The organism is Paraburkholderia phymatum STM815 (assembly GCF_000020045.1).
Taxonomy (GTDB): Bacteria; Pseudomonadota; Gammaproteobacteria; order Burkholderiales; family Burkholderiaceae; genus Paraburkholderia; species Paraburkholderia phymatum.
This window is the reverse complement of the sequence record NC_010623.1, coordinates 278,659-301,823: the sequence shown is the minus strand read 5'-3', so window position 1 is coordinate 301,823 and position 23,165 is coordinate 278,659. Positions and strand designations below refer to the sequence as shown.

Annotated in this window: 20 protein-coding genes; 12 read left to right on the top strand and 8 right to left on the bottom strand. The window is 64.8% G+C overall.

Annotated features, from left to right (window positions below):
* Nucleotides 1-34 precede the first annotated feature (34 nt).
* The 3 genes from BPHY_RS17040 to BPHY_RS17030 all read left to right on the top strand — a co-directional run bounded on the left by BPHY_RS17040 (nucleotide 35) and on the right by BPHY_RS17030 (nucleotide 4,276).
* On the top strand, nucleotides 35-1,183 hold the full coding sequence (locus BPHY_RS17040) for an HlyD family secretion protein (protein ID WP_012402690.1): 1,149 nt from the start codon (nucleotides 35-37) through the stop codon (nucleotides 1,181-1,183).
* Nucleotides 1,176-2,783, top strand: coding sequence for an MDR family MFS transporter (locus BPHY_RS17035; RefSeq protein ID WP_012402689.1), 1,608 nt, complete (start codon nucleotides 1,176-1,178; stop codon nucleotides 2,781-2,783). Before BPHY_RS17040 ends, BPHY_RS17035 begins: the two co-directional genes overlap by 8 nt.
* A gap of 65 nt (nucleotides 2,784-2,848) precedes the next feature.
* Nucleotides 2,849-4,276 (top strand): efflux transporter outer membrane subunit, encoded by a 1,428-nt coding sequence (locus tag BPHY_RS17030; protein WP_041764940.1) that lies wholly within the window; start codon nucleotides 2,849-2,851, stop codon nucleotides 4,274-4,276.
* A gap of 91 nt (nucleotides 4,277-4,367) precedes the next feature.
* On the opposite strand, the gene BPHY_RS17025 is transcribed toward BPHY_RS17030, so the two are convergent.
* The 3 genes from BPHY_RS17025 to BPHY_RS17015 all read right to left on the bottom strand — a co-directional run bounded on the left by BPHY_RS17025 (nucleotide 4,368) and on the right by BPHY_RS17015 (nucleotide 8,653).
* Nucleotides 4,368-5,468 carry a TAXI family TRAP transporter solute-binding subunit gene (locus BPHY_RS17025; protein WP_012402687.1) on the bottom strand — a complete coding sequence of 367 codons (1,101 nt, stop codon included), beginning with the start codon at nucleotides 5,466-5,468 and terminating at the stop codon, nucleotides 4,368-4,370.
* A 119-nt stretch (nucleotides 5,469-5,587) separates the two neighbouring features.
* On the bottom strand, nucleotides 5,588-6,700 hold the full coding sequence (locus BPHY_RS17020; RefSeq protein ID WP_012402686.1) for a zinc ribbon domain-containing protein: 1,113 nt from the start codon (nucleotides 6,698-6,700) through the stop codon (nucleotides 5,588-5,590).
* 435 nt (nucleotides 6,701-7,135) lie between these two features.
* A complete protein-coding gene (locus BPHY_RS17015) occupies nucleotides 7,136-8,653 on the bottom strand; it encodes an MDR family MFS transporter (RefSeq protein ID WP_012402685.1) in 1,518 nt (505 codons plus the stop codon).
* A gap of 89 nt (nucleotides 8,654-8,742) precedes the next feature.
* On the opposite strand from BPHY_RS17015, the gene BPHY_RS17010 reads away from it, so the two are divergent.
* Together BPHY_RS17010 and BPHY_RS17005 are read left to right on the top strand one after the other, a co-directional pair.
* Nucleotides 8,743-9,486 (top strand): TetR/AcrR family transcriptional regulator, encoded by a 744-nt coding sequence (locus tag BPHY_RS17010; RefSeq protein ID WP_012402684.1) that lies wholly within the window; start codon nucleotides 8,743-8,745, stop codon nucleotides 9,484-9,486.
* Between the two features lie 372 nt (nucleotides 9,487-9,858).
* Nucleotides 9,859-10,335, top strand: coding sequence for a response regulator (locus BPHY_RS17005; RefSeq protein WP_012402683.1), 477 nt, complete (start codon nucleotides 9,859-9,861; stop codon nucleotides 10,333-10,335).
* A gap of 19 nt (nucleotides 10,336-10,354) precedes the next feature.
* Here the strand turns inward: BPHY_RS17005 and BPHY_RS17000 are convergent, their stop codons facing one another.
* The 3 genes from BPHY_RS17000 to BPHY_RS16990 all read right to left on the bottom strand — a co-directional run bounded on the left by BPHY_RS17000 (nucleotide 10,355) and on the right by BPHY_RS16990 (nucleotide 12,292).
* Entirely contained in the window at nucleotides 10,355-10,948 is a 594-nt protein-coding gene (locus BPHY_RS17000; RefSeq protein WP_012402682.1) for a Fur family transcriptional regulator, read from the bottom strand.
* Between the two features lie 86 nt (nucleotides 10,949-11,034).
* Nucleotides 11,035-11,661, bottom strand: a complete 627-nt coding sequence (locus tag BPHY_RS16995; protein ID WP_012402681.1) for a glutathione S-transferase family protein — start codon at nucleotides 11,659-11,661, stop codon at nucleotides 11,035-11,037.
* Nucleotides 11,662-11,665: 4 nt separating this feature from the next.
* Nucleotides 11,666-12,292, bottom strand: a complete 627-nt coding sequence (locus tag BPHY_RS16990; RefSeq protein WP_012402680.1) for a glutathione S-transferase family protein — start codon at nucleotides 12,290-12,292, stop codon at nucleotides 11,666-11,668.
* Between the two features lie 158 nt (nucleotides 12,293-12,450).
* Here BPHY_RS16990 and BPHY_RS16985 point away from each other — a divergent pair, with 158 nt between their 5' ends.
* The gene (locus tag BPHY_RS16985) at nucleotides 12,451-14,124 is read left to right on the top strand and encodes an ATP-binding domain-containing protein (protein ID WP_012402679.1); all 1,674 of its coding nucleotides are present in this window, start codon (nucleotides 12,451-12,453) and stop codon (nucleotides 14,122-14,124) included.
* A gap of 75 nt (nucleotides 14,125-14,199) precedes the next feature.
* Here BPHY_RS16985 and BPHY_RS16980 read toward each other — a convergent pair whose 3' ends face one another.
* Nucleotides 14,200-15,147: a phosphoribosyltransferase gene (locus tag BPHY_RS16980; RefSeq protein WP_012402678.1), complete on the bottom strand. Its 948-nt coding sequence runs from the start codon at nucleotides 15,145-15,147 to the stop codon at nucleotides 14,200-14,202.
* A gap of 198 nt (nucleotides 15,148-15,345) precedes the next feature.
* On the opposite strand from BPHY_RS16980, the gene BPHY_RS16975 reads away from it, so the two are divergent.
* Both BPHY_RS16975 and BPHY_RS16970 read left to right on the top strand, forming a co-directional pair.
* On the top strand, nucleotides 15,346-15,867 hold the full coding sequence (locus BPHY_RS16975) for a molybdopterin-dependent oxidoreductase (RefSeq protein ID WP_012402677.1): 522 nt from the start codon (nucleotides 15,346-15,348) through the stop codon (nucleotides 15,865-15,867).
* Nucleotides 15,837-17,690 (top strand): ATP-binding response regulator, encoded by a 1,854-nt coding sequence (locus BPHY_RS16970; RefSeq protein WP_167538877.1) that lies wholly within the window; start codon nucleotides 15,837-15,839, stop codon nucleotides 17,688-17,690. The genes BPHY_RS16975 and BPHY_RS16970 overlap by 31 nt, the downstream gene beginning before the upstream one ends.
* 38 nt (nucleotides 17,691-17,728) lie before the next feature.
* Here the strand turns inward: BPHY_RS16970 and BPHY_RS16965 are convergent, their stop codons facing one another.
* Nucleotides 17,729-18,583, bottom strand: coding sequence for a helix-turn-helix domain-containing protein (locus BPHY_RS16965; protein WP_012402675.1), 855 nt, complete (start codon nucleotides 18,581-18,583; stop codon nucleotides 17,729-17,731).
* 454 nt (nucleotides 18,584-19,037) lie between these two features.
* On the opposite strand from BPHY_RS16965, the gene BPHY_RS16960 reads away from it, so the two are divergent.
* The 4 genes from BPHY_RS16960 (at nucleotide 19,038) to lhpI (ending at nucleotide 23,096) form a co-directional block, all read left to right on the top strand.
* Entirely contained in the window at nucleotides 19,038-20,378 is a 1,341-nt protein-coding gene (locus tag BPHY_RS16960; RefSeq protein ID WP_012402674.1) for an NAD(P)/FAD-dependent oxidoreductase, read from the top strand.
* Complete coding sequence (locus tag BPHY_RS16955; RefSeq protein WP_012402673.1) at nucleotides 20,375-21,025, top strand: C39 family peptidase; 651 nt, start codon at nucleotides 20,375-20,377, stop codon at nucleotides 21,023-21,025. The genes BPHY_RS16960 and BPHY_RS16955 overlap by 4 nt, the downstream gene beginning before the upstream one ends.
* Before the next feature lie 122 nt (nucleotides 21,026-21,147).
* Nucleotides 21,148-22,155 (top strand): trans-3-hydroxy-L-proline dehydratase, encoded by a 1,008-nt coding sequence (lhpH, locus tag BPHY_RS16950; RefSeq protein WP_012402672.1) that lies wholly within the window; start codon nucleotides 21,148-21,150, stop codon nucleotides 22,153-22,155.
* A 23-nt stretch (nucleotides 22,156-22,178) separates the two neighbouring features.
* Nucleotides 22,179-23,096 carry a bifunctional Delta(1)-pyrroline-2-carboxylate/Delta(1)-piperideine-2-carboxylate reductase gene (gene lhpI / locus BPHY_RS16945; RefSeq protein ID WP_012402671.1) on the top strand — a complete coding sequence of 306 codons (918 nt, stop codon included), beginning with the start codon at nucleotides 22,179-22,181 and terminating at the stop codon, nucleotides 23,094-23,096.
* Nucleotides 23,097-23,165: the final 69 nt, after the last annotated feature.

Sequence of the window (23,165 nt, the reverse complement as noted above, 5' to 3'; positions counted from 1 at the left end):
TAATTATAACGATCGGTATAATTCTGGAGTCGACATGTCAGCCACCTTGCCTGTTGAGGAATCCGGGCGCGCCACACGCGCGCAACGGTCCGGAAAGAAGGGCGTTTTTCTCCTGATTGGCGGCGTCGCCGTGCTCGGCGCGATTGCGTGGGGCGCGCACTGGTGGACGATGGGCCGCTTCATCGAAAGCACGGACGACGCGTATCTGCAGGCCGACGGCATGACAGTCGCGCCGAAGGTGTCGGGCTATGTGGCCGAGGTGCTGGTCGGCGACAACCAGCGCGTGACGAGCGGCCAGCCGCTGGTACGGCTCGACAGCCGCCAGTACGACGCCGTGCTCGAACAGGCGAACGCGACCATCGCTGCGCGCCGCGCCGACATTCTGCGCGGCGAAGCGGAACTCGCGCAGCAGCAGGCTGCCATTGCACAGGCCCGCGCGCAGCTCGACGGCGCGACCGCGAACGAGGCGCATGCCGCCGATCAGGTCAAGCGCTACGAGCCGCTTGCCGCGACGGGTGCCGAGACGAACGAACGCGTCGCCGACCTGCGCAACACGCAGCGCCAGGCTAGTGCGACGCGCGCAGCGGACGCCGCCGCGCTGCAAAGCGCCGAACGCCAGATCGCGACGACACATGCTGCGATCGAGCAGTCGCGTGCGCAACTGGCCGCCGCCGAAGCGAGCGCGCGCCAGGCGCAACTCGACGCGCAGGACACGATGGTCAAGAGTCCGATCGACGGCCGCGTCGGTGATCGCAGCGTGCGCGTCGGTCAGTATGCACAGCCGGGCACGCGGTTCATGACGATCGTGCCCGTGCAGGATGTCTATCTCGTCGCGAACTTCAAGGAAACGCAGATCGGCATGATGCGTATCGGGCAACCGGTGACGCTGCGCGTCGACGCGTTGCCGGGCGCGAAGCTGCACGGCACGATCGACAGCTTCTCGCCGGGCACGGGCTCGCAGTTCGCGCTGCTGCCTGCGCAGAACGCGACGGGCAACTTCACGAAAATTGTGCAGCGCGTGCCCGTGCGGATCAAGCTCGATGTCGGGCCGGAAACGCGCAAGGTGCTGCTGCCGGGTTTGTCGGTGAACGTCGACGTGGATACGCGCAGCGCGCGCAACAACGAAGCGCGCATCGAACGCGAGAACGAAGCGCACGTCGCGCGAGAGAACAACCGTGGCTGAGCACGCCGCCGTGCGGTCGAAGTCGCAAGGGCAAGAGCAAGCCGCGTCGGCCAAACCCGCGAACGCGAGCGCCGGCGACTGGACGGCCGTCGCGGCCGGCGCGCTCGGCGCGCTGATGGCGACGCTCGACATCTCGATCACGAACTCCGCGCTGCCGCAGATTCAAGGGCAGATCGGCGCGACGGGCACGGAGGGCACGTGGATCTCGACGGGCTATCTGATGTCCGAGATCGTGATGATTCCGCTCGCTGCGTGGCTCACACGCGTGTTTGGGCTGCGCAATTTTCTGCTCGGCAACGCGACGCTCTTCACGCTGTTCTCGCTCATGTGCGGGATGTCGCATAGCCTGCCGCAGATGATCGCCGGCCGGATCGGCCAGGGCTTCGCGGGCGGCGCGATGATTCCGACGGCACAGACCATCGTCGCGACGCGGCTGCCGCGCCATCAGATGCCGATCGGCATGACGATGTTCGGCCTGATCGTGCTGCTCGGGCCGTTGCTGGGTCCCGTGGTCGGCGGGTGGCTTGCGGAAAACATCGACTGGAGCTGGTGCTTCTTTCTGAATCTGCCCGTGGGCGTGGCGCTCGTCGTGCTGCTGGTCGCCGGGCTCGACAGCGCGCGCACGAACTGGCAGCAGTTCATGCGCGCCGACTGGCTCGGCATCGTCGGCATGGCGGCGGGCCTCAGTTCGCTCACGGTCGTGCTCGAAGAAGGGCAGCGCGAGCGCTGGTTCGAATCGTCGATGATCGTGTGGCTGAGCGTGGTGGCCTTCGTCGGTATCGCGTTGCTGATTGCGGCGCAGTTCGCGTCGAAGCAACCTATCGTGCGGCTGAAGCTCCTGACCAACGCGCGCTATTCGAGCGTCATCTTCATTGTCTTCACGGTCGGCGCCGGCCTGTATTGCGTGTCGTATCTGCTGCCGCAATTCCTGAGCGGCGTGGCGGGCTACAACGCGCAGCAGTCGGGTGCGGTCATGCTGATGTCGGGTTTGCCCGCGTTCCTGATGATGCCCGTACTGCCGCGCCTGATGGGGCGCGTCGATACGCGTCTGCTCGTGGCGGCAGGCCTCGCGTGTTTCGCGGGCAGTTGTCTGCTCGATATCGCGCTGACGGCGCAGAGCGCAGGCGACGACTTCACGTGGTCGCAACTGCTGCGCGGCGTCGGCCAGGTGCTCGCGATGATGCCGCTGAATCAGGCATCGATGGCAGCCGTGCCGCGCGAACAGGCCGGCGACGCGGCGGGCCTGTACAACATGGCGCGCAACCTGGGCGGCTCGGTGGGCCTCGCGTTGCTCGGTACGTTTATCGACCGGCGCAATACGTTTCATGACGACATGATCCGCGAGTCGGTGACGGCGAATTCGCTGGTCGGCGAGGAGCATGTCGCGCAGAGCGCGGCAGGCTTTTTCGCGCGGCACGGCGACATGGCCTACGCGAAGATGCAGGCGCTCGGCCAGCTAGCGGCACAGATGCAGTTGCAGGCGAGTGTGATCACTTTTTCCGAGACGTTCTATGTGCTCGCCGTCGCGCTGCTGTTGTGCATTCCTCTCGCTTTTCTTCTCAAGAAGCCGGCACCGGGTACGCCGTCGGCCGGACACTGACATCTGTGATGAAGCTATTTGATCTGGGCGGCGCCGCGCGCCGCCGTCGTTCGCATGTTGGCGCGATGCTTGCGCCCGTCCCGGCTGCCGTGACCGTGCTGCTTGCAGGCTGCACGGTGGGTCCCGACTACAAGGGCGCGCCCGCCACGACGCACGTGAGCAGCTTCAAGCGTGCGCCGGACGGCGTGGTGCAGACGGCGCCCGGCGTCGCGGCATGGTGGCTCGCGCTCGGCGATCCGCAACTGACGGCGCTGATCGACGCGGGCATCGCCAACAGCCCCGATCTGCGTGCCGCGCAGGCGCGCGTGCGGCAGGCGCGCGCGGGCTTGTCCCAGCAGCAGAGCAACGAGCTGCCGAAGGTCGGCGCGAGCGCGGCGTATCTGCGCACGCGCGAACCTGATCTGTCGTCGCTGAGCGGCGGTTCCAGCTCGTCGGGCGGACGCGGACCCATTGCGCTGTATCTCGCGGGGTTCGACGCGAGCTGGGAACTCGATTTGTTCGGCGGCACGCGCCGTGCGGTCGAAGCGGCCTCGGCGCAAGCAGATGCGTCGCAGGCAGAACTCGCCGACGCGCACGTGCAGCTCGCCGCGGAAATCGGCAGCGCTTATGTGGGCTTGCGCGATCAGCAGCAGAGCATGGCGATCGTGCGCAAGTCGGCGGAACTCGAAGCGCGCGTGCTGACGCTGACCGAGCAGCGGCGCGATCGCGGCGTCGCGTCGCAACTGGATGTGGAACGCGTGCGCACGCAGGTCGAAAACACGCGCAATGCGCTGATTCCCCTTGACGCGCAGATCGCCGAATCGCTCGATGAACTCGCCGTGCTGACAGGCCGCGAGCCGGGCGCGCTGGACGACGAACTGAACGCGTCGGCGCCACTGCCCGCGTTGCCACAGACGATCGCCGTGGGCGATCCCGCGCAACTGCTGAGGCGACGTCCCGATGTGCGCGCAGCGGAGCGGCGACTCGCGTCGCAGAGCGCGCAGATCGGCGAGCGCGAAGCGGACTGGTTTCCCAAAGTGACCCTGTTCGGCAGCCTGGCCTTCAGCGCCGCCGACCCCGGCCACCTGGTGCGCAAGAATAATTTCACGTGGCTCGCGGTGCCGTATCTGCAATGGAATGCGTTCGACTTCGGCCGCACGAAGGCACGTGTCGATCAATCGCGTGCCGCGCTCGACGAGGCGCAGGCCAAGTACGAAAGCACGGTGCTCGGCGCGCTGCGCGATGCCGATGTCGCGCTTTCGCGCTATGGTCATGAGCGTGAGAACGTCGTCAGCCTGCGCACGGTCGAGTCGTCCGCGACGCGCGCGGCGACGCTGACGGAACAGCGCTATCGCGCGGGCACGGCGACGGCGCTCGACTGGCTCGATGCAGAACGCACGCGCTATACGGCCGAACAGAATCGCATCCAGAGCGATGCGCAACTGATCAAGGACTACGTCGCGTTGCAGAAGAGCCTCGGGCTCGGGTGGGAAGGGATGGTGTCCACGCAATAGCTGCGCGGAGCCTGTCGCGCAGCAACGAAAACGCCACGACGCATCGCGCGCCGTGGCGCTTTCTTCTGGTGGCTCTGCTAGCGCGACGAGATTACTTGCCGCACAACAGAAGCAGACGCTCCTGATCGGAGCAAGGCCGTTTCGTCTTCGGCGCGGCCGGCTGCTGTTGCACCGACGCCGACGTACCGCCTGCCGGCATCGACGCGCGCCGCGCGATGCACGAACGCAGGTGCCGTTCGATCGGCGGATAGTATTGCCAGCCTTTCGTGAGTGGCGGCAGTTCGAGTTTTACCTGTTTCCACTTCGGATGACCTTTCTCCTGAAGGACATCGAAGTTCTCGCACAGCGAATCGGCGAAGCGGTTCAGATTGCTCACGGTATCGCGCAGACCGTAATCGTATGTGACGAGAAAGGCCTTCACGGTCAGCGTCGGCACGTCTTCTTTCAGCCAGTTCGGATAGCTGCTCTGGCGGATCGTCGCGGGAAAATAGGTTTCCTTCGCACGCGTCGTTTCCGCCGCACCCGGGTCGACGCGCAGAATGCGGATCTGCGAGAGCAGGTCGGGATTCATGTCGGTGAAGAGCTTGGCCGGCTGACCCGCAACGATCACGGCCACGTCGATCTTCTTCACGACGAGCGCGGCAATCGCGTCTTCGTTCGACAGGCTCTGCACGTTCTGCTCGGGAATCGCCTGATTGAACATCAGGCGGTAGAGCGTGGTTGCCGACTGCGCGGTGCCGCTGCCGATCGGCCCGATGCTGATGACCTTGTCCTTGATCTCGTTGATCGTCGTCATCGGCGAGTCGTTGCGCACGACGAAATAGATCTCTTCGTTGTAGAGCGGCATGATGAGCCGCAGCGGGCGGATTGTCGTTCCCGCGTCGGCGTTGCCCGAATTCGCCATGTCGAGATACGCCTGGTACACATCCGATTGCACAAGCGCGAGCTTCACGCCCGGCTCGAAGCGCATGCGCTGCACGTTCTCTGCGGAACCCTTCGAAGGCATCACTTCGAGGTCGATGCCGGCCGGCTGCGCGACGTATTTCGCGAGGTCCGCGCCGATCTGGATGTAGGTTCCGCGCTCCTGCCCCGTCACGATCTTGTAGTGCGCGCTGACTCCCGCTGCCACGGCCAGCGACGCGATCAATAAGCTCAGCACTCCCGTCAATCCCGTCAGTATTGTCTTGAGCATGGTCTACCTACCTTTATGGTGTGTTGAACAGCATGCGCCAACGGCTGACGCGCATGTTCCGATACATCAGGCAATGCAATACCTTGAGTGGCTTCGTTTTCTCGATTGCGTGACGTGCTCTACGGTTTGTTGGCTGACGCAGGGTGCTGTTTCCAGCCCGACTCGCGGATCGCGCGCATCTGCGCGTCGATGCTGCTGACGGCGCTCGCCGCGTTGCTGCCCGTTGCAGGGGCGTTGGCCGTCGCGCTGGCCGTGGTGTTGGCTGCCGTGTTCGCTGTTGCTGCGCTGCTGGCCGGTATGGCGGGCCGCAATGGAGGAAGCGCGGGCGCTGCTTTCGCGTCCCCTGACAATGGCTTCCAGCCCGTCGACAGAATCACGTGTTCGAGCAGCGTTTGCGCGTCGGCACTGCTGGTATCGATGGCGAGCGCCTGCGATGCGCGCTCGCGCACGCAGTTCCACAGTTTGTCTTTCGCACAGGTGTTCGCCACGCCGAGCGCGGCGTCACGCCTGTTTTCGCGGTCCTTCAGATCGCTCTGCATCTGCATCGCTTCTGTGTTGTCCGGCTCGAGGGCATGCGCATCGGACAGGGCGGCCTTCGCATCGGCGAGGCTGTTGTGGGCAAGACTCGTGCGCGCTGCGCGCAATGCATCGGGAACGTTGCCGTAGTGCTGCACCGCGCGCCGCGGCGGCGCAGTGGGCACGCCAGGCGAGACGACGGCAACGGATGCGGCCGCTGTCTTCGAGGCAGGCGCGTTCGTCACGTTGGCACTGGGCGCGTTGCGTGCCGTTTGCGGCGGCGTGTACGGCGAAATCGATCCGCCCGAGGTGCTCGCGCTGTTGGTCGGCTCGTCACTGCCCGTGTCCTGTCGATGGTCGCCTAGCAGCAGATAGCCTGCATAGCCGAGCGCGACAACGAACAGCAGCAGCACGGCGCCCTTCGTCAAGATCCAGCGGCCGGCCGTCTGCCGCAGCGGCTGCGGCACGTCGAGCGGTGCAAGGGGCACGTCGGACGCGAGGTGCGGCGAGATACTCGTGCCGTCCGCGGCGACGCTGGCGAGCGGCGGCCGCGTATCGACGGCTCGCAACTGCGTGCCGGCGCGCTTGCGCTGATTGGGTTCGAGGGGGTGATCGGCGCCGCAGTACGGGCAGAAGTCGGCATGCTGATACAGCACGCCGCCGCAACGTGTACACGGCGTTGGGAAACCCTGGGCAGGTGATGTTTCAGCAGACATGCTTAACCCCAACCAGTTGTATGCAATGCCATTTCGGCATGCTCAGGATCGAAGTTGAAGCAAACTCGCAGTTGGCGGAACTACGATCCACATGCGCTGGGTAGCGGCCAGCCCAGTCCTTTCGTTACGGGGCCGCTGTGTGTGCCAATATGGTTTCTTTCGTTCTTCGCGTCAATCGACGTTGTTACCTATCGTAGACAAATACGCTTTGATTTCAGGGGTGAAACGATAGCCCGTCAGGGTTTTTGCATAGACGCGAATACAACGCGGCAACCCGTACATTGATCATAGGAAACGCCGCGCTCAAACAAAAGGCCGGGCGCACTTCGCGACCGGCCTGCGAATTTCTGAAACACCTCGATAATAGATTGCACGCGTTTCGTGCATGCAAGGGCGTGTGTGCGTTTGCTAGCGTTTGTCCGTTTTCGACGTGCTTTAATGGTGGCGAAGCGGATGATCCCTCAACAGCCATGCGAGCGCGAACGCGAGCACCACGACGCATGCCGCGACGATATACACCGTATGCAATGCACCCGCGAACGCTTGCAGATAGTCGTCGCGCAACATGGCCGGCAGGTGGTGGATAGCAGCAGGGCCGAGCGCATGCGGCAACTCGGTGTCGGGTGGAATGAGCGCTTGCAGACGCGCGCTCAGTCCGTTCGAAAAAATCGCGCCGAAAGCCGCGACGCCCACCGAGCCGCCAATCGAACGAAACAGCGTGGCGCCCGACGTCGCCGTGCCGAGATGTTTGAACGGCACTGCGTTTTGTACGGCAAGGATCAGCACCTGCATCACCATGCCGAGGCCGCAGCCAAGCACGGCCATGTACGCATACATCACCTGAACGGATGTCGTGAGCTTAAGCGTCGTGAGCAGCAGCATCGCAATGCCGACGAGAAACGTACCCATGATCGGGAACATCCGGTACTTGCCGATACGGCTGATGAGGCGTCCCGTGACGATCGACATCAGCATCACGCCGCCCATCATCGGCAACATCTGCATGCCCGCTTGCGATGGCGTGGAATTTTTAACCACCTGCAAATACATGGGCAGAAACGTCACCGATCCGAACAGTGACACGCCGACGATGAACCCTATCGCGCTCGACAGCAGGAACGTGCGGTCGCGAAAGAGTTCGAGCGGCATGATGGGTTCGGCGGCAAGACGCTCTTCATAGACGAAGCCTCCGATGCAGATGAACGCGAGCAGCAGCGTGCCCCACAGTTGCGGCGACGTCCATGCCAACACGGTACCGCCCTGGCTCGTGAACAGGATCACGCAGGTGAGGGCGCCCGCGAGAAATGCCGCGCCCATGTAGTCGATCGTGTGCTTGACCTGTTGCACGCGCGGTTTGAATACCGCGCCGATCACCAGCAGCGCAGCGATGCCGAGCGGCACATTGATGTAGAAAATCCAGCGCCATGACAGATGGTCGACGATAAAACCGCCCATCATCGGTCCGATCACGGTGGCAAGACCGAACACGCCGCCGAACACGCCTTGATAGCGTCCGCGTTCAGCAGGAGGAATCACGTCGCCGATTGCGGCCATCGTGATCACCAGCAGCCCGCCGCCGCCGAGTCCCTGCAGCGCGCGCAAGAGGATCAGCTGCGTCATGTTCTGCGCGACGCCGCAGAGCGCGGAGCCGATCAGGAACAGCACGATCGCCGTCTGCAGCACGATCTTGCGGCCAAACAGGTCGCCGAACTTGCCGTATAGAGGCACCACGATCGTCGAGGTGAGCAGATAGGCGGTGACCACCCACGACAGGCTGTCGAGCCCACCCAGCTCACCGACGATAGTGGGCAGCGCCGTCGACACGATGGTCTGGTCGAGCGCCGCGAGCAGCATCACGAGCAGCAGCGCGGGGAACAGCACGCGCAGAGACGGACGCTCGATAGTGGCGGGCATCGCATCGGCCATGTTGGCGGTCGAGGTGGGGCTTTCCATTTGCGCTCCCGTTGCGTTCAAGTTGCCTTGAAATTAATTAACACGACGATTAATATATGCGACGTTGCAGCATTCGTCAAATACCGGTCATGGCAAGGCAAGCACAAACGGGATCGAAAGCGGGATCGAAAGCGGGTTCGGATCGAACGGATCAGCCTGGCGGCGTTGAAGAGGCAGGCGCGCGAGCGCGCCCGGAGCCCGCCGCGCGCCGACCCGGCCGCCCATCCGGCAGCGGGCGCGGTCCGGAGCAGCGAGCGCGCCTACTGGACGCAGCGCTCGCGCTGTTCGCGCGGCAGGGTATCGTCGATACGACGCTCGGGCAGGTCGCCCGCGAGGCCGGCTTCACGCCCGCGATGATGCATTACTACTTCAAGACGCGCGACCAGCTGCTCGATGTGCTGATCGACGAGCGCTTCCTGCCGCTGCGCGCGCGCCTTGGCGGCTCGTTTCAGGCGCACCCCGACGACCCCGTCGCGGCCATCACGCTGCTCGCGCAGCGTCTGGTCGAAGTCGCGGGCCACTATCCGTGGTTTCCTCCACTGTGGATCCGCGAGGTCATCAGCGAAGGCGGCCTGCTCAAGCTGCGCATGCACGAGCGTTTCGGCGACGCAAACCAGAAGAATGGCATTGCGTACATCGAGAAATGGCAAAGGGACGGCAAAATCAACGCGGCGCTGGAGCCGTCGCTGGTATTTCTGTCTGTGATAGGTCTGACGATCTTGCCGCTCGCGACTTCGTCGATGTGGCGCAACGACCCCGCGCGCCGCAAGCTGACGGCCGACGATATCGCACGTCACGCGGTTGCGCTGCTGACGCAGGGCGTCGCAAGATGAACCGCGCGCAGACTGACTCCGTCGAAATGCTGTGCGGCGTTCGAGCGGCACGCAACGTGCTTGATGATATGCGTTTCGCAAGTCCGCCTTCGGATCTTCACACAAGCGCCTGGCGGATCGGCAGGATAGTGCGGTGCCGTTTGGCGTCAACCTGTATGCCGAAGCGGACAAGCGCACGGTGGCGTGCAACTCGACGCGTAAAATCGAGTCCGAATCGTGGACATGCGCTGCACAAGGCGCGCGCAGTGACGATATTGCGAAGCAGGCAGATCGACGGACGAACAGCGCGTCCGTCATCCATTGGTAAGAACGTGCATACGAGAGTAAAAACGTTGAACTGTTTTCCGCTGCCGGTGCTGGCGCGGTACATCAATGCGTTACATCATGGCCACGTCAGAATGCATAACCAGATTTTCCAGCCATAACATCAAGATGAACGGAGTACTGAGGCTCGATCAGGCCACGATCGTGCTCGTTGAAGACGACCCGCAAAATAGGGAATCATTGAAGATTCTGCTCGAATCGGAAGGGGCGAACGTTATCGCCGTGGCGGACGCGGAAGAGGGCGTTGAAGCGGCAGTGCGGGCATTGCCCGATGCCGTCGTCTGCGATCTCGATCTGCCCGCGATGGACGGCTTCTATCTGATTCAACGCGTGCGGGATCACGAGATTCGCGGCGATCATTCCCCTTCGGTCGCAGTGGCTCTCACGGGCCATACCGACGAAGCCTACCGGCTGCGCAGCATCGGCGAAGGTTTCCAGCATTTCATGACGAAACCGGCGCCGCCTGAGGCGCTGGTGACGTTACTGCATGACGCGATTGGCGCACGCGCGGCCGGGTTGACCTGAAGCCCGAAATGCGGCGCTTTTATGGATGTATCCCGCGGCCGGCGGCCTGCGCCGCCTGGCACGCGGAGCACAGTCCCTTCAGCTCGATTCCGTCACCGGCGAGCCGGTATCCGGCGTTTTCGATTTGCGCGACGAGCGCTTCGCGTAGCGCCGGCTGGTGCAACTCTGTGACGTTGCCGCATTGCTGGCACACCACCAGAATGCCGTGCTGACATTGCGTCAGATCGTGACAGACGGCGAACGCATTGATCGACTCGATCTTGTGCACGAGTCCGGCGGACAGCAGGAAGTCGAGCGCGCGATAGACGGTGGGCGGTGCCGAGCCGGGGTGAATCTGGCGCATGTCGTCGAGCAGCGAATACGCCTTGGTCGCGCGCCCCGATGTCAGCAGCAGCTCCAGCACCTTGCGACGAATCGGCGTGAGCTTTTCGCCGCGCTCGCGGCAATATTCTTCGGCCAGCGCGAGCGCCGCTTCCGCAGAGGCAGGCGTGCTGCGCGCGTGCCCGGCCTGCTCATGGTGCAAGTCGCCCTCATGCGCATGAGCGTGGCCCGCGGCGTGCGCGTCGTGCGAATGGTCTCGTGCGGCAGCAGCATTTGGCTTGGCGTTTTTCATCCGCTGATTATACGGTTCATACCAGATGGATAGCGCGGCGCCGGGTGCCCGCGCAGATGCCCGACCTTACCCGCCAGCCGATCGAATCAGTCGAGCTTCGCGTCGAAGCCGCGCTTCACGCCCGGGCGTTCGAACAGCATGTCGTACCAGCGTTTCACGTTCGGATACTCGGCAAGATCGACCTTATGGCGTTCGTGCCGCCATGCCCAGCCGAGAATCGCGAAGTCGGCAATCGACAGTTTGCCCGCCACGTACTCCGTCTTGCCGAGCCGCGCATCGAGCACCGAGTAGAGCCGCCGCGTTTCGGTGGAAAAGCGTTTCAGGCCGTAGCGCTTGTCGTCTTCGGATGCGAGCGCCGCGAAGTGATGCACCTGACCCGGCATCGGCCCAAAGCCACCCATTTGCCACATCAGCCATTCGAGCACGGGCACGCGGTCGCGCAGGCTGGCGGGCAGGAACTTGCCCGTTTTTTCGCCAAGATACAAGAGGATCGCGCCCGATTCGAACACGCTGATCGGCTGGCCGTCCGGTCCGGCGGGATCGACGATCGCGGGAATCTTGTTGTTCGGGCTGATCGCGAGGAAGTCGGGATCGAACTGCTCGTCCTTCGTGATGTTGACGGGTCGCACCACGTACGGCAGCTCCATTTCTTCGAGCGCGACGCTGATCTTGCGGCCGTTCGGCGTGCCCCATGCGTAAAGCGAGATGGTCATGTTGTCAGGTCAGATCGAAGTCGACGTATCGCTTGAAGCCGGAGCGGGTGGCGAGCCGCAGATACCAGCGTTCGAGATTCGGCAGTGACGGACGTTCGACGCCCGGCAGCCCGAACCAGCGCTTCGCATACGCGCCCAGCACGACATCCGCGAGCGTGAAGTTTTCGCCTTCCATGAAGAAGCGCCCTTGCAGTTGCGCGTCGAGCATCTGCCACAGCTTCGAGACATTGTCGATGTCGGCGGCGAGCTTCGCGTTGTCGCGTTGCTCCGCCGGCGTACGCACGATGGCCCAGAACACTGGGCGCTCGGCGGGCTGCAGCGTGGACAGCGCCCAGTCGAGCCAGCGATCGATGCTCGCACGCGTTTTGGCTTCCTCGGGGTACAGCAGGCTGGATGCGCCGTACTGCATCACCAGATAGCGCAGAATCGAGTTCGATTCCCACAGCACATAGTCGCCGTCGACGAGCGTCGGCACCTTGCCTGTCGGGTTCATCGCGAGATATCGGGGCTCGTCGTTGCGGCCGAACTGCAGGCCGGCGTCGATGCGGTGATAGGGTAAGACCAGTTCGTCACATACCCACAGAACTTTCTGCACATTGACCGAGTTTGCGCGTCCCCACACTGTAATCATCCGGTAATCCTCTTTCTCTTCTCACTACGTTGGCAAGCCGCGCCATGCGCGGCGTTCAACCAGTTACGATACACGAAGCGGGTTTTTCTTTCCTTTCGCCGGAAAAGCCCCTACGGCCGTTGCGTACAATAGGCGCACCGCAACCTGACGAGGCGCGCATGGCCCGCATTGTTCCCGACGACTGGAAAAGCCTCGCCACCACGGGCGCCGCCGCGCGCGAGCGCGAAACGCTGGCGTTGCTCGAAGAAGCGCTGCCGCGCGACTACACCGTCTATCACGGCGTGCACTGGACGCGGCTGCACGAAGGGTTCTCCGTCTTCGGCGAGGCCGACTTCGTGATCGTGAGCCCGTCGGGGCGCGTGATGATCGTCGAGCAGAAAACCGGCTTCCTGCGCGAAACGCCCAAAGGGCTCGTCAAGGTCTACATGCAGACCGAGCGCAATGTCGCGATCGCGCTCGCGCGCACGATCGAAGGGCTGCACCGGCGCTTCACGGCGGCCTTCGGCGCGGGCACCTATTTCATCGAAGAGCTGCTGTATTGTCCTGATCACGTGGTCCGGGACGCGGCCATCGCGGGCGTGAACCCGGCGCGCATCGTCGACGCGACGCGCAAGGACAGTCTCATCGAGACCATACGCACGGCGCTGCCCGGCGACGAGCCGCGACTCGCGTGCGCGTCGAAGATCCACCATTTTCTCGCCGACGAACTCGCGCTCTCGCCCGACGCGAGCGCGCTGGTCGGTCAGGCAGGCACGCTCGTCACGCGGCTCGCGGGCGGGCTGGCGACATGGGCGCGGCGGCTCGAATTCTCGCCGTTCCGGCTGCGCGTGATCGGCACCGCGGGCTCGGGCAAGACGCAACTGGCCGTGCAGGTAATGAAGGACGCCGTCGCGCGCGGCGAGCGGCCACTCTACGTGTGCTTCAACCGGCCGCTGGCGGATCACATCGCGCGCGTCGCGCCGCCGCAGGCGAAGATCGCGAACTATCACCAGCTATGCGACTGGATCGTGCGGGAAAGCGGCCGTGCCCCGGATTTCCAGAGCAACGACGTGTTCGACCAGCTCGAAAGCGCCTTCGCTGCGACGCCGATCGATACCGGCTGGCAATACGACGTGCTGATCGTCGACGAAGGGCAGGATTTCCAGCAGCCGTGGGTGCCCGCGCTCGAACGGCTGCTGAAGCCGGGCGGCGCGTGGTGGTGGCTCGAAGATCCGCTGCAGAATCTGTACATGCGCGAGCCCGTCGCGCTGCCCGGCTGGACGGTACTGCGCGAATCGACCAACTACCGCAGTCCGCGAGACATCCTCGGCTATCTGCGCAACGTCGTCGGCGCGACGGTGCCGCTGGCGGGCAGCCTGACGGCGGGCGGGCCGTTCGACGGCTCCGACATTTCGCTGTCGACCTACGACGAGACCCAGACGCCCGAAAGCTGCATCGATGCGACCAAGCGCGCGATCACGCAGGCGCTCGCGCTCGGCTTTCGCAAGCAGGACATTGCCGTGCTGTCGTTTCGCGGACGCGAAGGCTCGGTGCTGTGGCCGCTCGATCACCTCGGCCCGCACCGGCTGCGCAGCTTCACGGGCAAGTACGATCTGTTCGGCAATCCCGCTTACCGGGAGGGCGACGTGCTGCTCGACTCGATCTACCGCTTCAAGGGGCAGTCGGCGCCGTGCGTGATCCTGAGCGAAGTGGATTTCGACGCGTTCGACGAACGCAACGCGCGCAAGTTGTTCGTCGGCGCGACGCGCGCGACGATGAAGCTGATCGTGGTCGCGTCGCAGCGCGCCGCGCGGCATCTGCAACTGGGCGAGGCGAAGGAGCAGGTGGCCTAGGGCGCGAGCCGGGACCCTCTGCGCGACAGGAGCAGTGCGGACACGCCACGGGCGGAAGAAACTCGCCGCGAAAACTCAGCGCCAGGCCGACGCGGCGATCAGCGTGCCCTTGTGCTTCGCCGCGTCCCACCAGATCACGCGCAACAGCGGCGCAAGTTTCGCGATATACAGCGCCTGCACGGGATCGCTCTCGACGAAATGCGTGACACCGCAACGAAGCGCCGCGGCCGCCTTGTGCGCGGCGGCGCCTTCGGGCGTTTCGTCGTGGCTGTCGGGCATGCGCATCACGAGTTCCAGATGGCCGAAGCCGTGCCGCTCCAGCCACGCGCGCGTGCGCGTCAGGTCGGCGTGTGGCCGGCCCGTGATCACCGCGCGCACTTTCTGCAAATCGACGTGGGGCAGCACGTCGAACGGCAGCAGCGCATCGCGCTCGTTCAAAGCGGCGGCGAGGTCTTCGTCATATCGTGACAGCGGCACGTCGGGCAGCAGGATGCCGTCCAGGTCGATCGCGTAGGTGGCGTATTCGTGGTCCTCCGCCATTTTCGCGGCCGAACCGGACTCGACCTTCAGCCAGTCTTCGCGATAGTCGTCCGTGTAGGCCTGGCGCTCCCACGGGAACAGCGCGAAAAAGCCCGAAGCGTCGTTGGCGTAGTCCGGGCGGATGCGGCTGATTTCGTCGAATGCGCCCGTCAGCGTCTTGACGATCAGGCCGTGCTGCTCGAGAAACGCGATGCAGTCGACCAGTGTGAAGCCGCGTCCCGCAATGTCCTCGCACAGCAGCACCTTCGAGCCGGGTGGGGGCAGAGGCTGTGCCGAATCCCACGTGACATGGCGCGCGCGGCGGTCGTAGCTGAGAAACGCGACGGGCACGCCGACGGCGTGCGATGCCATCAACGCCAGCGGCGCACCGCCCCGTAAAATGCCGACGGCGGCGGCAAAGCGCTCTTCGAGCAGGGCGGGCTGCAGCGAGTCAATCCAGTGGTCGAGCTGTTCGTAGGTCAGCGGTAAAACCGGCTTTTTCATGACGGACGGAAGTTGCGCTCGCGGTATGCCGGATCGACGCGCATCCGCGAAACGGCCTTTTTGAGATTAAGCCGATATTATGCACGGCATGCAAAGATTCTGTCGGGGTATGTCCGGCGGCGCTGTCGTTATTGTCCGAAGGCGTTGTCAGGCACAATGCGGGCACATCGACAACGAGACCACAAGAGGGACCCGGAAGTGAACTACAAGAACGGATGGTTACGAGTGCTTGCGCTGATGTCCGTGCTGGCGCTGGCCTTTGCTTCGTTCGAAGCAGCCGCGGCGCCGTTGACGGCCGCGCTCGCGCTCGACGTGAAGGGCAAGATCGCGAAGACCAACGACGCCGATCACACCGCCTTTCACTTTTCGGAAGCGCAGTTGCTCGCGCTCCCCGCGCACAGCATTTCCACGTCGACGACGTGGACGGCAAAGTCCACCTTCACGGGACCGCTTCTCGCGGATATCCTCAAGACCGTGGGCGCTTACGGTGACGAAATCGAAATCCATACGCTGGACGACTACACGTACACCGTTCCCGTGTCGGACTCGAGCCGCTACGGCGTGATCGTCGCGTACAGCATGAACGGCAAGCGCCTGCAGGTCAGCGACTTCGGGCCGCTGTTTCTCATCTATCCGCGCGACCAGTTTCCCGGTGAGCTGGCGGGGGCCTCGGCGGACGCGAAATTCGTATGGCAGATCAAGGCTCTCATCGTCAAATGACACGGCGCCCGCTGCGCCGGGTCGTGCTCGTCGTCATCTGGATCGCTGCGCTCGCTGCGCCGACTGCGGCGATCAGTTACCTGCTCTACTCGACGCTGCTCAATCCGCGCGCAACCCAGCAGCTGACAGGCACCTATGACGGCTTCTACTGGGACGCCGCGCAGTTGCAGATCGCGTACGCGCGCCTCGAAAGCCAGTTGCTGCTGTACGAGACGGGCGTCGACAGCGACTATCCGCGGCTCGCGCTGCACTTCCAGGTATTGCAGTCGAAACTGCACGTGATGGCGGGCTCGACGCAGCGCCTCGCCGCCCAGGCGGAAGCCGTGCAGCGCCAGCAGCAGGAAATCGCCGGGCTGTCGGCGATGCTCGTCGCGCTGCAGCCGTCGCTCGACGCGCTGCCGAACTCGCCCGCGCTCGCCTCGCAGATGGTCGAGGAACTGCGCAAGCACTGGAAGGAAGTCAACGATCTCGCACTGAGCCGCCGCAACGTCGATCTGCAGGGCCGCGAGGCAATGAACTCCGACTTCATCGCGAAGCGGCGGATGCTATTTGCGGGCGGGCTGGTGCTGCTATTGCTGTCGGCGGCGGCGACTGCGCTGCTGGTGATGAACGGCCGGCGCCGCACGAAGCTGATTCTCCAGCAGCACGCCGCGCTCGACGCCGAGCATCAGGCGAGCCGCGCCGCGCGCGAGGCGAGTCTCGCGAAGGATGCGTTCCTCGGCATGATCAGCCATGAGTTGCGCACACCGCTGCACGCGATCGTTTCATCGATCGAACTGCTTGGCATGACGTTTCATTCCGAGGCGGACCGCAAGGTGCTGCACCGGCTGGAGACGGCCGCGCGCCATCTCGAAGCGCAGATGAAGGATCTGACCGACTATGCGCGCCTTGGCGCCGGCAAGCTCGAATTGCGCAATGAGCATTTCGATCCGCGCGAGCTGCTGGTGTCGATCGTCGACGAAAACGAGCCGGCTGCGCGCGCCAAGGGGCTCACGTTCGAAGGCGTCGCGAGCGGGCGAGTCGGGCTCGTGGATTCCGATCCGCATCGCATCCGTCAGATCGTCAACAACCTCGTGACCAACGGCATCCGCTATACGGAGCGCGGCATGGTCACGCTGCGTTTCGAACAGCGCGACGACGCGCTGGCCGTGGTCGTGGCCGACACAGGCGCAGGCGTGCCGGACAAGCAGATTCCGCTGATCTTCAAGGAGTTCACGCAACTGGACTCGTCGCGCACGCGCCGCTTCGAGGGCGCGGGCATGGGGCTCGCGATCGTGCAAGGACTCGTCGATCTGTTCGGCGGGACGATCAGCGTCGACAGCGAGGTGGGCAAGGGCACGCGCTTCACGGTGACGATCCCCGTGAAGCCGGTCGCCGCGCCTGCGGGCGTGTCGGCTGCGCCGCAAGCGGCGCATGGCGAGTGGCGCCCGCAGGTGCTGATCGTCGACGACAACCAGCTCATGCGCGAGTCGCTGTGCGAAATGCTCGCGCACATGGGCTGCGACGCGGCGGCCGTCGCCAATGCCGACGACGCGCACGCATGGCTCGCTGCGCGGCGCTGCGATCTGGTGCTGCTCGATTTGCACATGCCGGACAAGGACGGCTACGCGTTCATGGCCGAGTATCAGGAGAACGTGAGCGGGCAGCCGGCCGACACGCGGACGCCCGTGATCGCGGTGAGCGCCTATGCGCCCGACGGCGCGGCGCGTGCCGAGGCCGATCTGTTCTTCGACAGCCTGACGAAGCCGGTTCACTACGAGGTGTTGCGCGCCGCCGTGCAGCGCGCGCTGGCGGCGCGCCACGGGGCGTCGGTGGCGGGCTGACGGCCGCGCCGTTGCCCGGCGACTTGAGGCGCTCGCGCTTATGCGCGGCTCAACCGTTTCGACAGATCGGCGACGAGAATCGCCATGCGTGCCGGTTTCTCGTAGCACGCGACATCATAGTTGCGCACGATGTCGCTGATCTCGGACTCGCTCGCCTTACCCGTCAGCAGTTCGCCCGTCAGCACGAAAATGGGGGCGTCCGGGTTCTCCGACGCGCGCACCGTGCGAATCGCTTCCGCCGATGTCTGCGGGCCGAAGAGCCAGTCGATCACGACGCCGTCGAACACCTGCGTCTGCAGCGTTTCCGCGAAAGCGGTCAGCCCGTAGATCGCGACAGCCGCGAAGCCGCTGCGTTCGAGATAGTCGCGCAGGTTGTCGGCGGACGCCTGATCGTCGTCGACCACGGCGATCAACGGCTTGTCAGTCTCGGCGCGGCGCGGATAGATCTCGATCTTGTGGACTTCGTACGCGTTCTGATAGAGCGCGCCGTCGTAACGTACCACGCGCCACTGGTCGTGCTTCGACCACGCGATGAACTCCGGCCGGCTGCCTGCTTCGATCGGCGCACCTATCCACGCGGTGCACGCCAGTTCGATCGAGCCGATTGCGAACACGGCTTCCTGCGCGGTGGCGCCCACCATGCCCGGATCGAGCGACTGCGCGCCGAACAACTGGGCAGCCGGCTCACCGAATACCTCGGCGACCTTCTTGATCTGCGAGAGCGTCCACGGGCTGTTGCCGCGCAGCTTCCGGTGGCCCTGCGAAAAACTCAAATCGAGGATCCGGCAAAGCTCGCTGGTTTGCTGACGCTTGCCGATGCCGTGACGGCTCATCAACTCGCGCACGCGTTCGGCGACGGCTAGCGAGTCGGGTGAGGTGGCTTCGTTGGACATGCGCGAAGTGTGAGTCGGTGTAAGTAGTTGTATAGGATGAGACCGCTGGCGGCAGCGCGGCGCGCCGGGCCCACTTGCTGCCCTCGCGGGACCGCGACTGTACCGCAAGACTTCGGGCGCCTGGTGTCGCGCCATATCCGCATGATCGAGTGCGTTCGGCGAATCTGCCGATTCTAATGAGTTCGATCGCCCGTTGCTAACGAGGGCTGTCCGATTCATGCGCGATTCACGCGTAACCGTTTCATTTTACCGGCGAAACGTATGCAAAACGAATAACGGACGTGGATTCGGGTGCGCTTCGATGATGGAATCGGCTTGCCGATTGACGGCGCGCAAGGGCGCATGGACGAGCGGGTGTGGCGCCCGGCGGTTTTTGGCCGGGATTGCGGCGCGCGGGCGGGCCTGAGAAGATGCTGTCCCTCGCGACTGTTTCGTTGCACCGTTTTCCGCTCCGATGACGACCACCTATCCGCTGCACGCCCATCTGAGTCCGGCCGACACGCCGTTTCCCGATAAAGCCGACGTCGTCATCGCGGGCGCAGGCATCATGGGCTGCGCGGCGGCGTACTATCTTGCGCGCCGCGGCGTGAAGGCAGTCGTGCTCGACAAGTCGCGCATCGCGGGACAGCAGTCGACGCGCGCCTGGGGTTTCGTGCGTCAGCAGGGCCGCGAAGCCGCCGAGGTGCCGCTGATGATGGCAGGCATGCGCATATGGGAACAGCTCGAACGCGAGCTGGATTTCGATCTCGAATGGCGGCAGGGCGGCTGTCTCTACGTCGCGGACAACGACGCAGACTGGGCGTCGTTCCAGCAATGGCTCGATGTCGCGAAGCAATATGGACTGGACACGCGCGTGCTCGATCGTGCGCAGATCGACCAGCATGTGCGCGGCATGCAGGGCAACGCGCTGGGCGGCCTGTACACGCCGAGCGACGGCCAGGCCGAACCGCGCCGTGCGGCGGCTGCGTTCGCGGCGCGCGCCGTCGAAGCGGGTGCGCAGTTCTTCGAAGGCTGTGGCGTGGTGGGCATCGAACGGGCGGCAGGCGCGGTGACGGCCGTCGTGACCGAGCGCGGCGCGATCCGCACGCGGCGAGTGATCTGTGCGGCGGGCGCGAGCAGCTGGCGGCTGCTCGCTACGCTCGGCATCGCGTTGCCGCAGCAGGCGGTGCGCGGCACCTGCATGCGCACGAATCCGCTGCCGGCGATCACGGCATCGACGTTCTGGGGCCACGGCCTCGGCATCCGCCAGCGCGCGAACGGCGCGATCAATCTCGCCGACGACATGCAGGTCGATGTCGACATGACGTTTGGCCACCTCCGTGCGCTGAAGTGGTTCTTGCCCGAGCTGTGGGCGCAGCGCGAGAAGTTCAGTTTCCATCTGAACGGCGCGTTCGTGCGCGACCTGTGCGACCGCCTGCCGGGCGTCGTGCCTGCGGGCGAGCGCGTTCTGCATCCGCGCGACCCGAATCCGCAGCCCAATCGCGGTCATGCGCCGCGCGCATTGCAGAAGTTGCGCGCGCTGTTTCCGGCGCTCAAGGACGCCCGGATCGTCGAGTCGTGGGCCGGGTTGATCGATGTGCTGCCCGACGGGATTCCCGTGCTCGACGCGCCATCGCAGATGTCCGGTTTGCTCATCGCCACGGGTTTCTGCGGACATGGCTTCGCGATGGGGCCGATCGCCGGGCGCCTGATGGCCGAGTGGATCGACGAAGGTCAGCCGTCGATGGATCTTTCCGCGTTCCGGTTGCAGCGCTTTTTCGACGGCACGATGCAGCGGCCGCGGAGCATGCTATGAGCGAAGCTCTCCCACACGACGAGGCGGCGTTCCGCCATCGGAACGTGCCCTACTACACGCAATGGGGCAGCCGCGAGTGGGTGCTGCCGATCGTCGAGCACGACGCCGACCCATGCGAGGATCCGGACTGGCAACGCTGCGGTTTTGACGACCCCGAACGGTATCGTTTCTGGGCGTCGCGCCTGTGCGGCCTGACGTGTCTCGAATCGGCACTGGATTTCTGGCGCATCGCGCATCCGACGCGCGCAGCGCTGCTCGATGCCGCACTGGCGCATGGCGTCTACCGGATGCGCGACGACGGCGGCGTCGACGGGTTGATTTACCGCCCGTTCGCGGACTGGGTGCAGCGCACCTTCGCGATCGACGTCGACGTGTTGCCCGACGCGCCGCTGCGCGATCTGGCCGGGAGCATCGGCGAGGACGCGATGACGATTGTCTCGGTGAGTCCCGAAATCCGTTATCCCGAACGCCCGAACAACGCGCGCGGCGGCCACCTGATCCTGCTGCACGGCCGTAACGACGATGGCGTGTGGTTTCACAATCCATCAGGCGTCGCGCCGCATCAGGCAGACGTGTATTTGCCGTTCGATACGATGGAGCGCTTTTATGCGCGCCGCGGCATGGTGCTCAAGCGCCGTCCTGCATAGCGGCCATCGCTGCACGCGCGATCCGGCATGACCTGAACGGCAGGTGCATGCAAGAAAAGGGAGTGAGACGACATGATCGACAGGCAAAGGGCAGAGGTTCCGACGCGAGGAGCAGGCGCATCATGAAACTGAATCGCGTGATCAGCACGGTCGAAGTGCACACGGGTGGCGAACCGTTTCGCATCGTCACGAGCGGGCTGCCCAGGATTCCCGGCAAGACCATCGTCGAGCGGCGCGCGTGGCTCAAGCAGCACGCCGACTATCTGCGCCGCGCGCTGATGCTGGAGCCGCGCGGTCACGCCGACATGTATGGCGGCTACCTGACCGATCCCGTTTCGGAAGGCGCGGACTTCGGCATCATCTTCGTTCACAACGAGGGCTATAGCGATCACTGCGGCCACGGCGTGATCGCGCTCGCGACGACGGCTGTCGCGCTCGGCTGGGTCGAGCGCACGGAGCCGGAAACGCGCGTCGGTATCGATGCGCCGTGCGGCTTCATCGAAGCGTTCGTCAAATGGGACGGGAATCACGCGGGCAGCGTGCGCTTCGTCAACGTGCCGTCGTTCATCTGGCAGCGCGACGTGAGCGTCGAGACCCCGGGCTTCGGCACCGTGCTCGGCGACATTGCGTTCGGCGGCGCGTTTTATTTCTACACGTCGGGCGCGCCGTTCGGACTCGATGTGCGCGAGCCGCAAGTCGACCGCCTGATCCAGTTCGGAGCCGAGGTGAAGCGCGCGGCGAACGCGGCGTTCGAGGTCCGGCATCCCCTCATTCCGGAGATCGATCACATCTACGGCACGATCATCGACAACGCGCCGCGCCATCCCGGCTCGACGCAGGCGAACTGCTGCGTGTTCGCCGACCGCGAAGTCGACCGCTCGCCGACGGGTTCGGGCACGGCGGGCCGCGTCGCGCAGCTCTATCTGCGTGGCCAGTTGGGCAAGGACGAGACGCTCGTCAACGAATCGATCATCGGCACTGTGTTTCGCGGGCGCGTGCTGTCCGAGACGAAGCTCGACCGCTTCGATGCCGTGATTCCCGAGATCGAAGGCGACGCGCATATTTGCGGTTTCGCGAACTGGATCGTCGATGAACGCGATCCGCTTACGTATGGTTTTCTGGTGCGCTGAACGCGCAAGGGAGCAGCCCCGACATGAGCACCACACCGATTTTCGACGCCGCCGGCACGGCGCGCCTGATTCCGTTTCGCCCGCTCGTCGATGCACTGAAGACAGCGGCCGCCGACTATGCAGCGGGACGCGTCGCGAGCCCCGAGCGGCTCGTCGTGCCGCTGAACGACAACGGCATCATGCTGTCGATGCCCGCCTCGGCAGCGGATCTTGCGATCCACAAGCTCGTCAACGTCTGCCCGCGCAACGGCGAGCGCGCGCTGCCCACGATTCACGGTCAGGTAATGACGTTCGATCCGGACACGGGTAAGACGCTGTTCATTCTCGACGGTCCGACCGTCACGGGACGCCGCACGGCCGCGATGACGATGCTCGGCATCGAAACGCTGGTGCACGCGGCGCCGAAAGACATTCTGCTGATCGGCGCGGGCACGCAGGCGGCGAGCCATGTGCAGGCGATCGGCGAACTGTATCCGCAGGCGCGCGTGCGTGTGCGCGGCACGTCGCCGGCACGCGCGCAGGCATTCTGCGACGCGCACCAGGGCAATGTGCGCGCGCTCGAGCCATTGAGTGATTCGACGATCCCCGATTCCGTCGATACCGTCATCGCGCTGACGACGAGCCGCCAGGCCGTCTACGACGAAACGCCACGCGCGGGCCGTATCGTGATTGGCGTCGGCGCGTTCACGCCGCAGATGTGCGAGATCGGCGCGCGTACGCTTGCGGGCAGCGCGCTCTATGTCGACGATCTGGCGGGCGCGAAGCACGAAGCGGGCGATTTCATCCAGGCGGGCATCAACTGGTCGACGGTGACGGGCATCAACGATGCGCTTGCGAACCGGCCGGCCGCCAATCTGCCCATCGTCTTCAAGACAGTCGGCTGCGCGGCGTGGGACCTGGCGGCGGGGCGGGTCGCGCGTGCGGCGTTGAGTGCGGGCTGAGCATCGGGAGACGGGGGCAACGCCGTCGATCCCTACGCTTCATTGCGTGCAGGACAGCAAGAAGCGAAA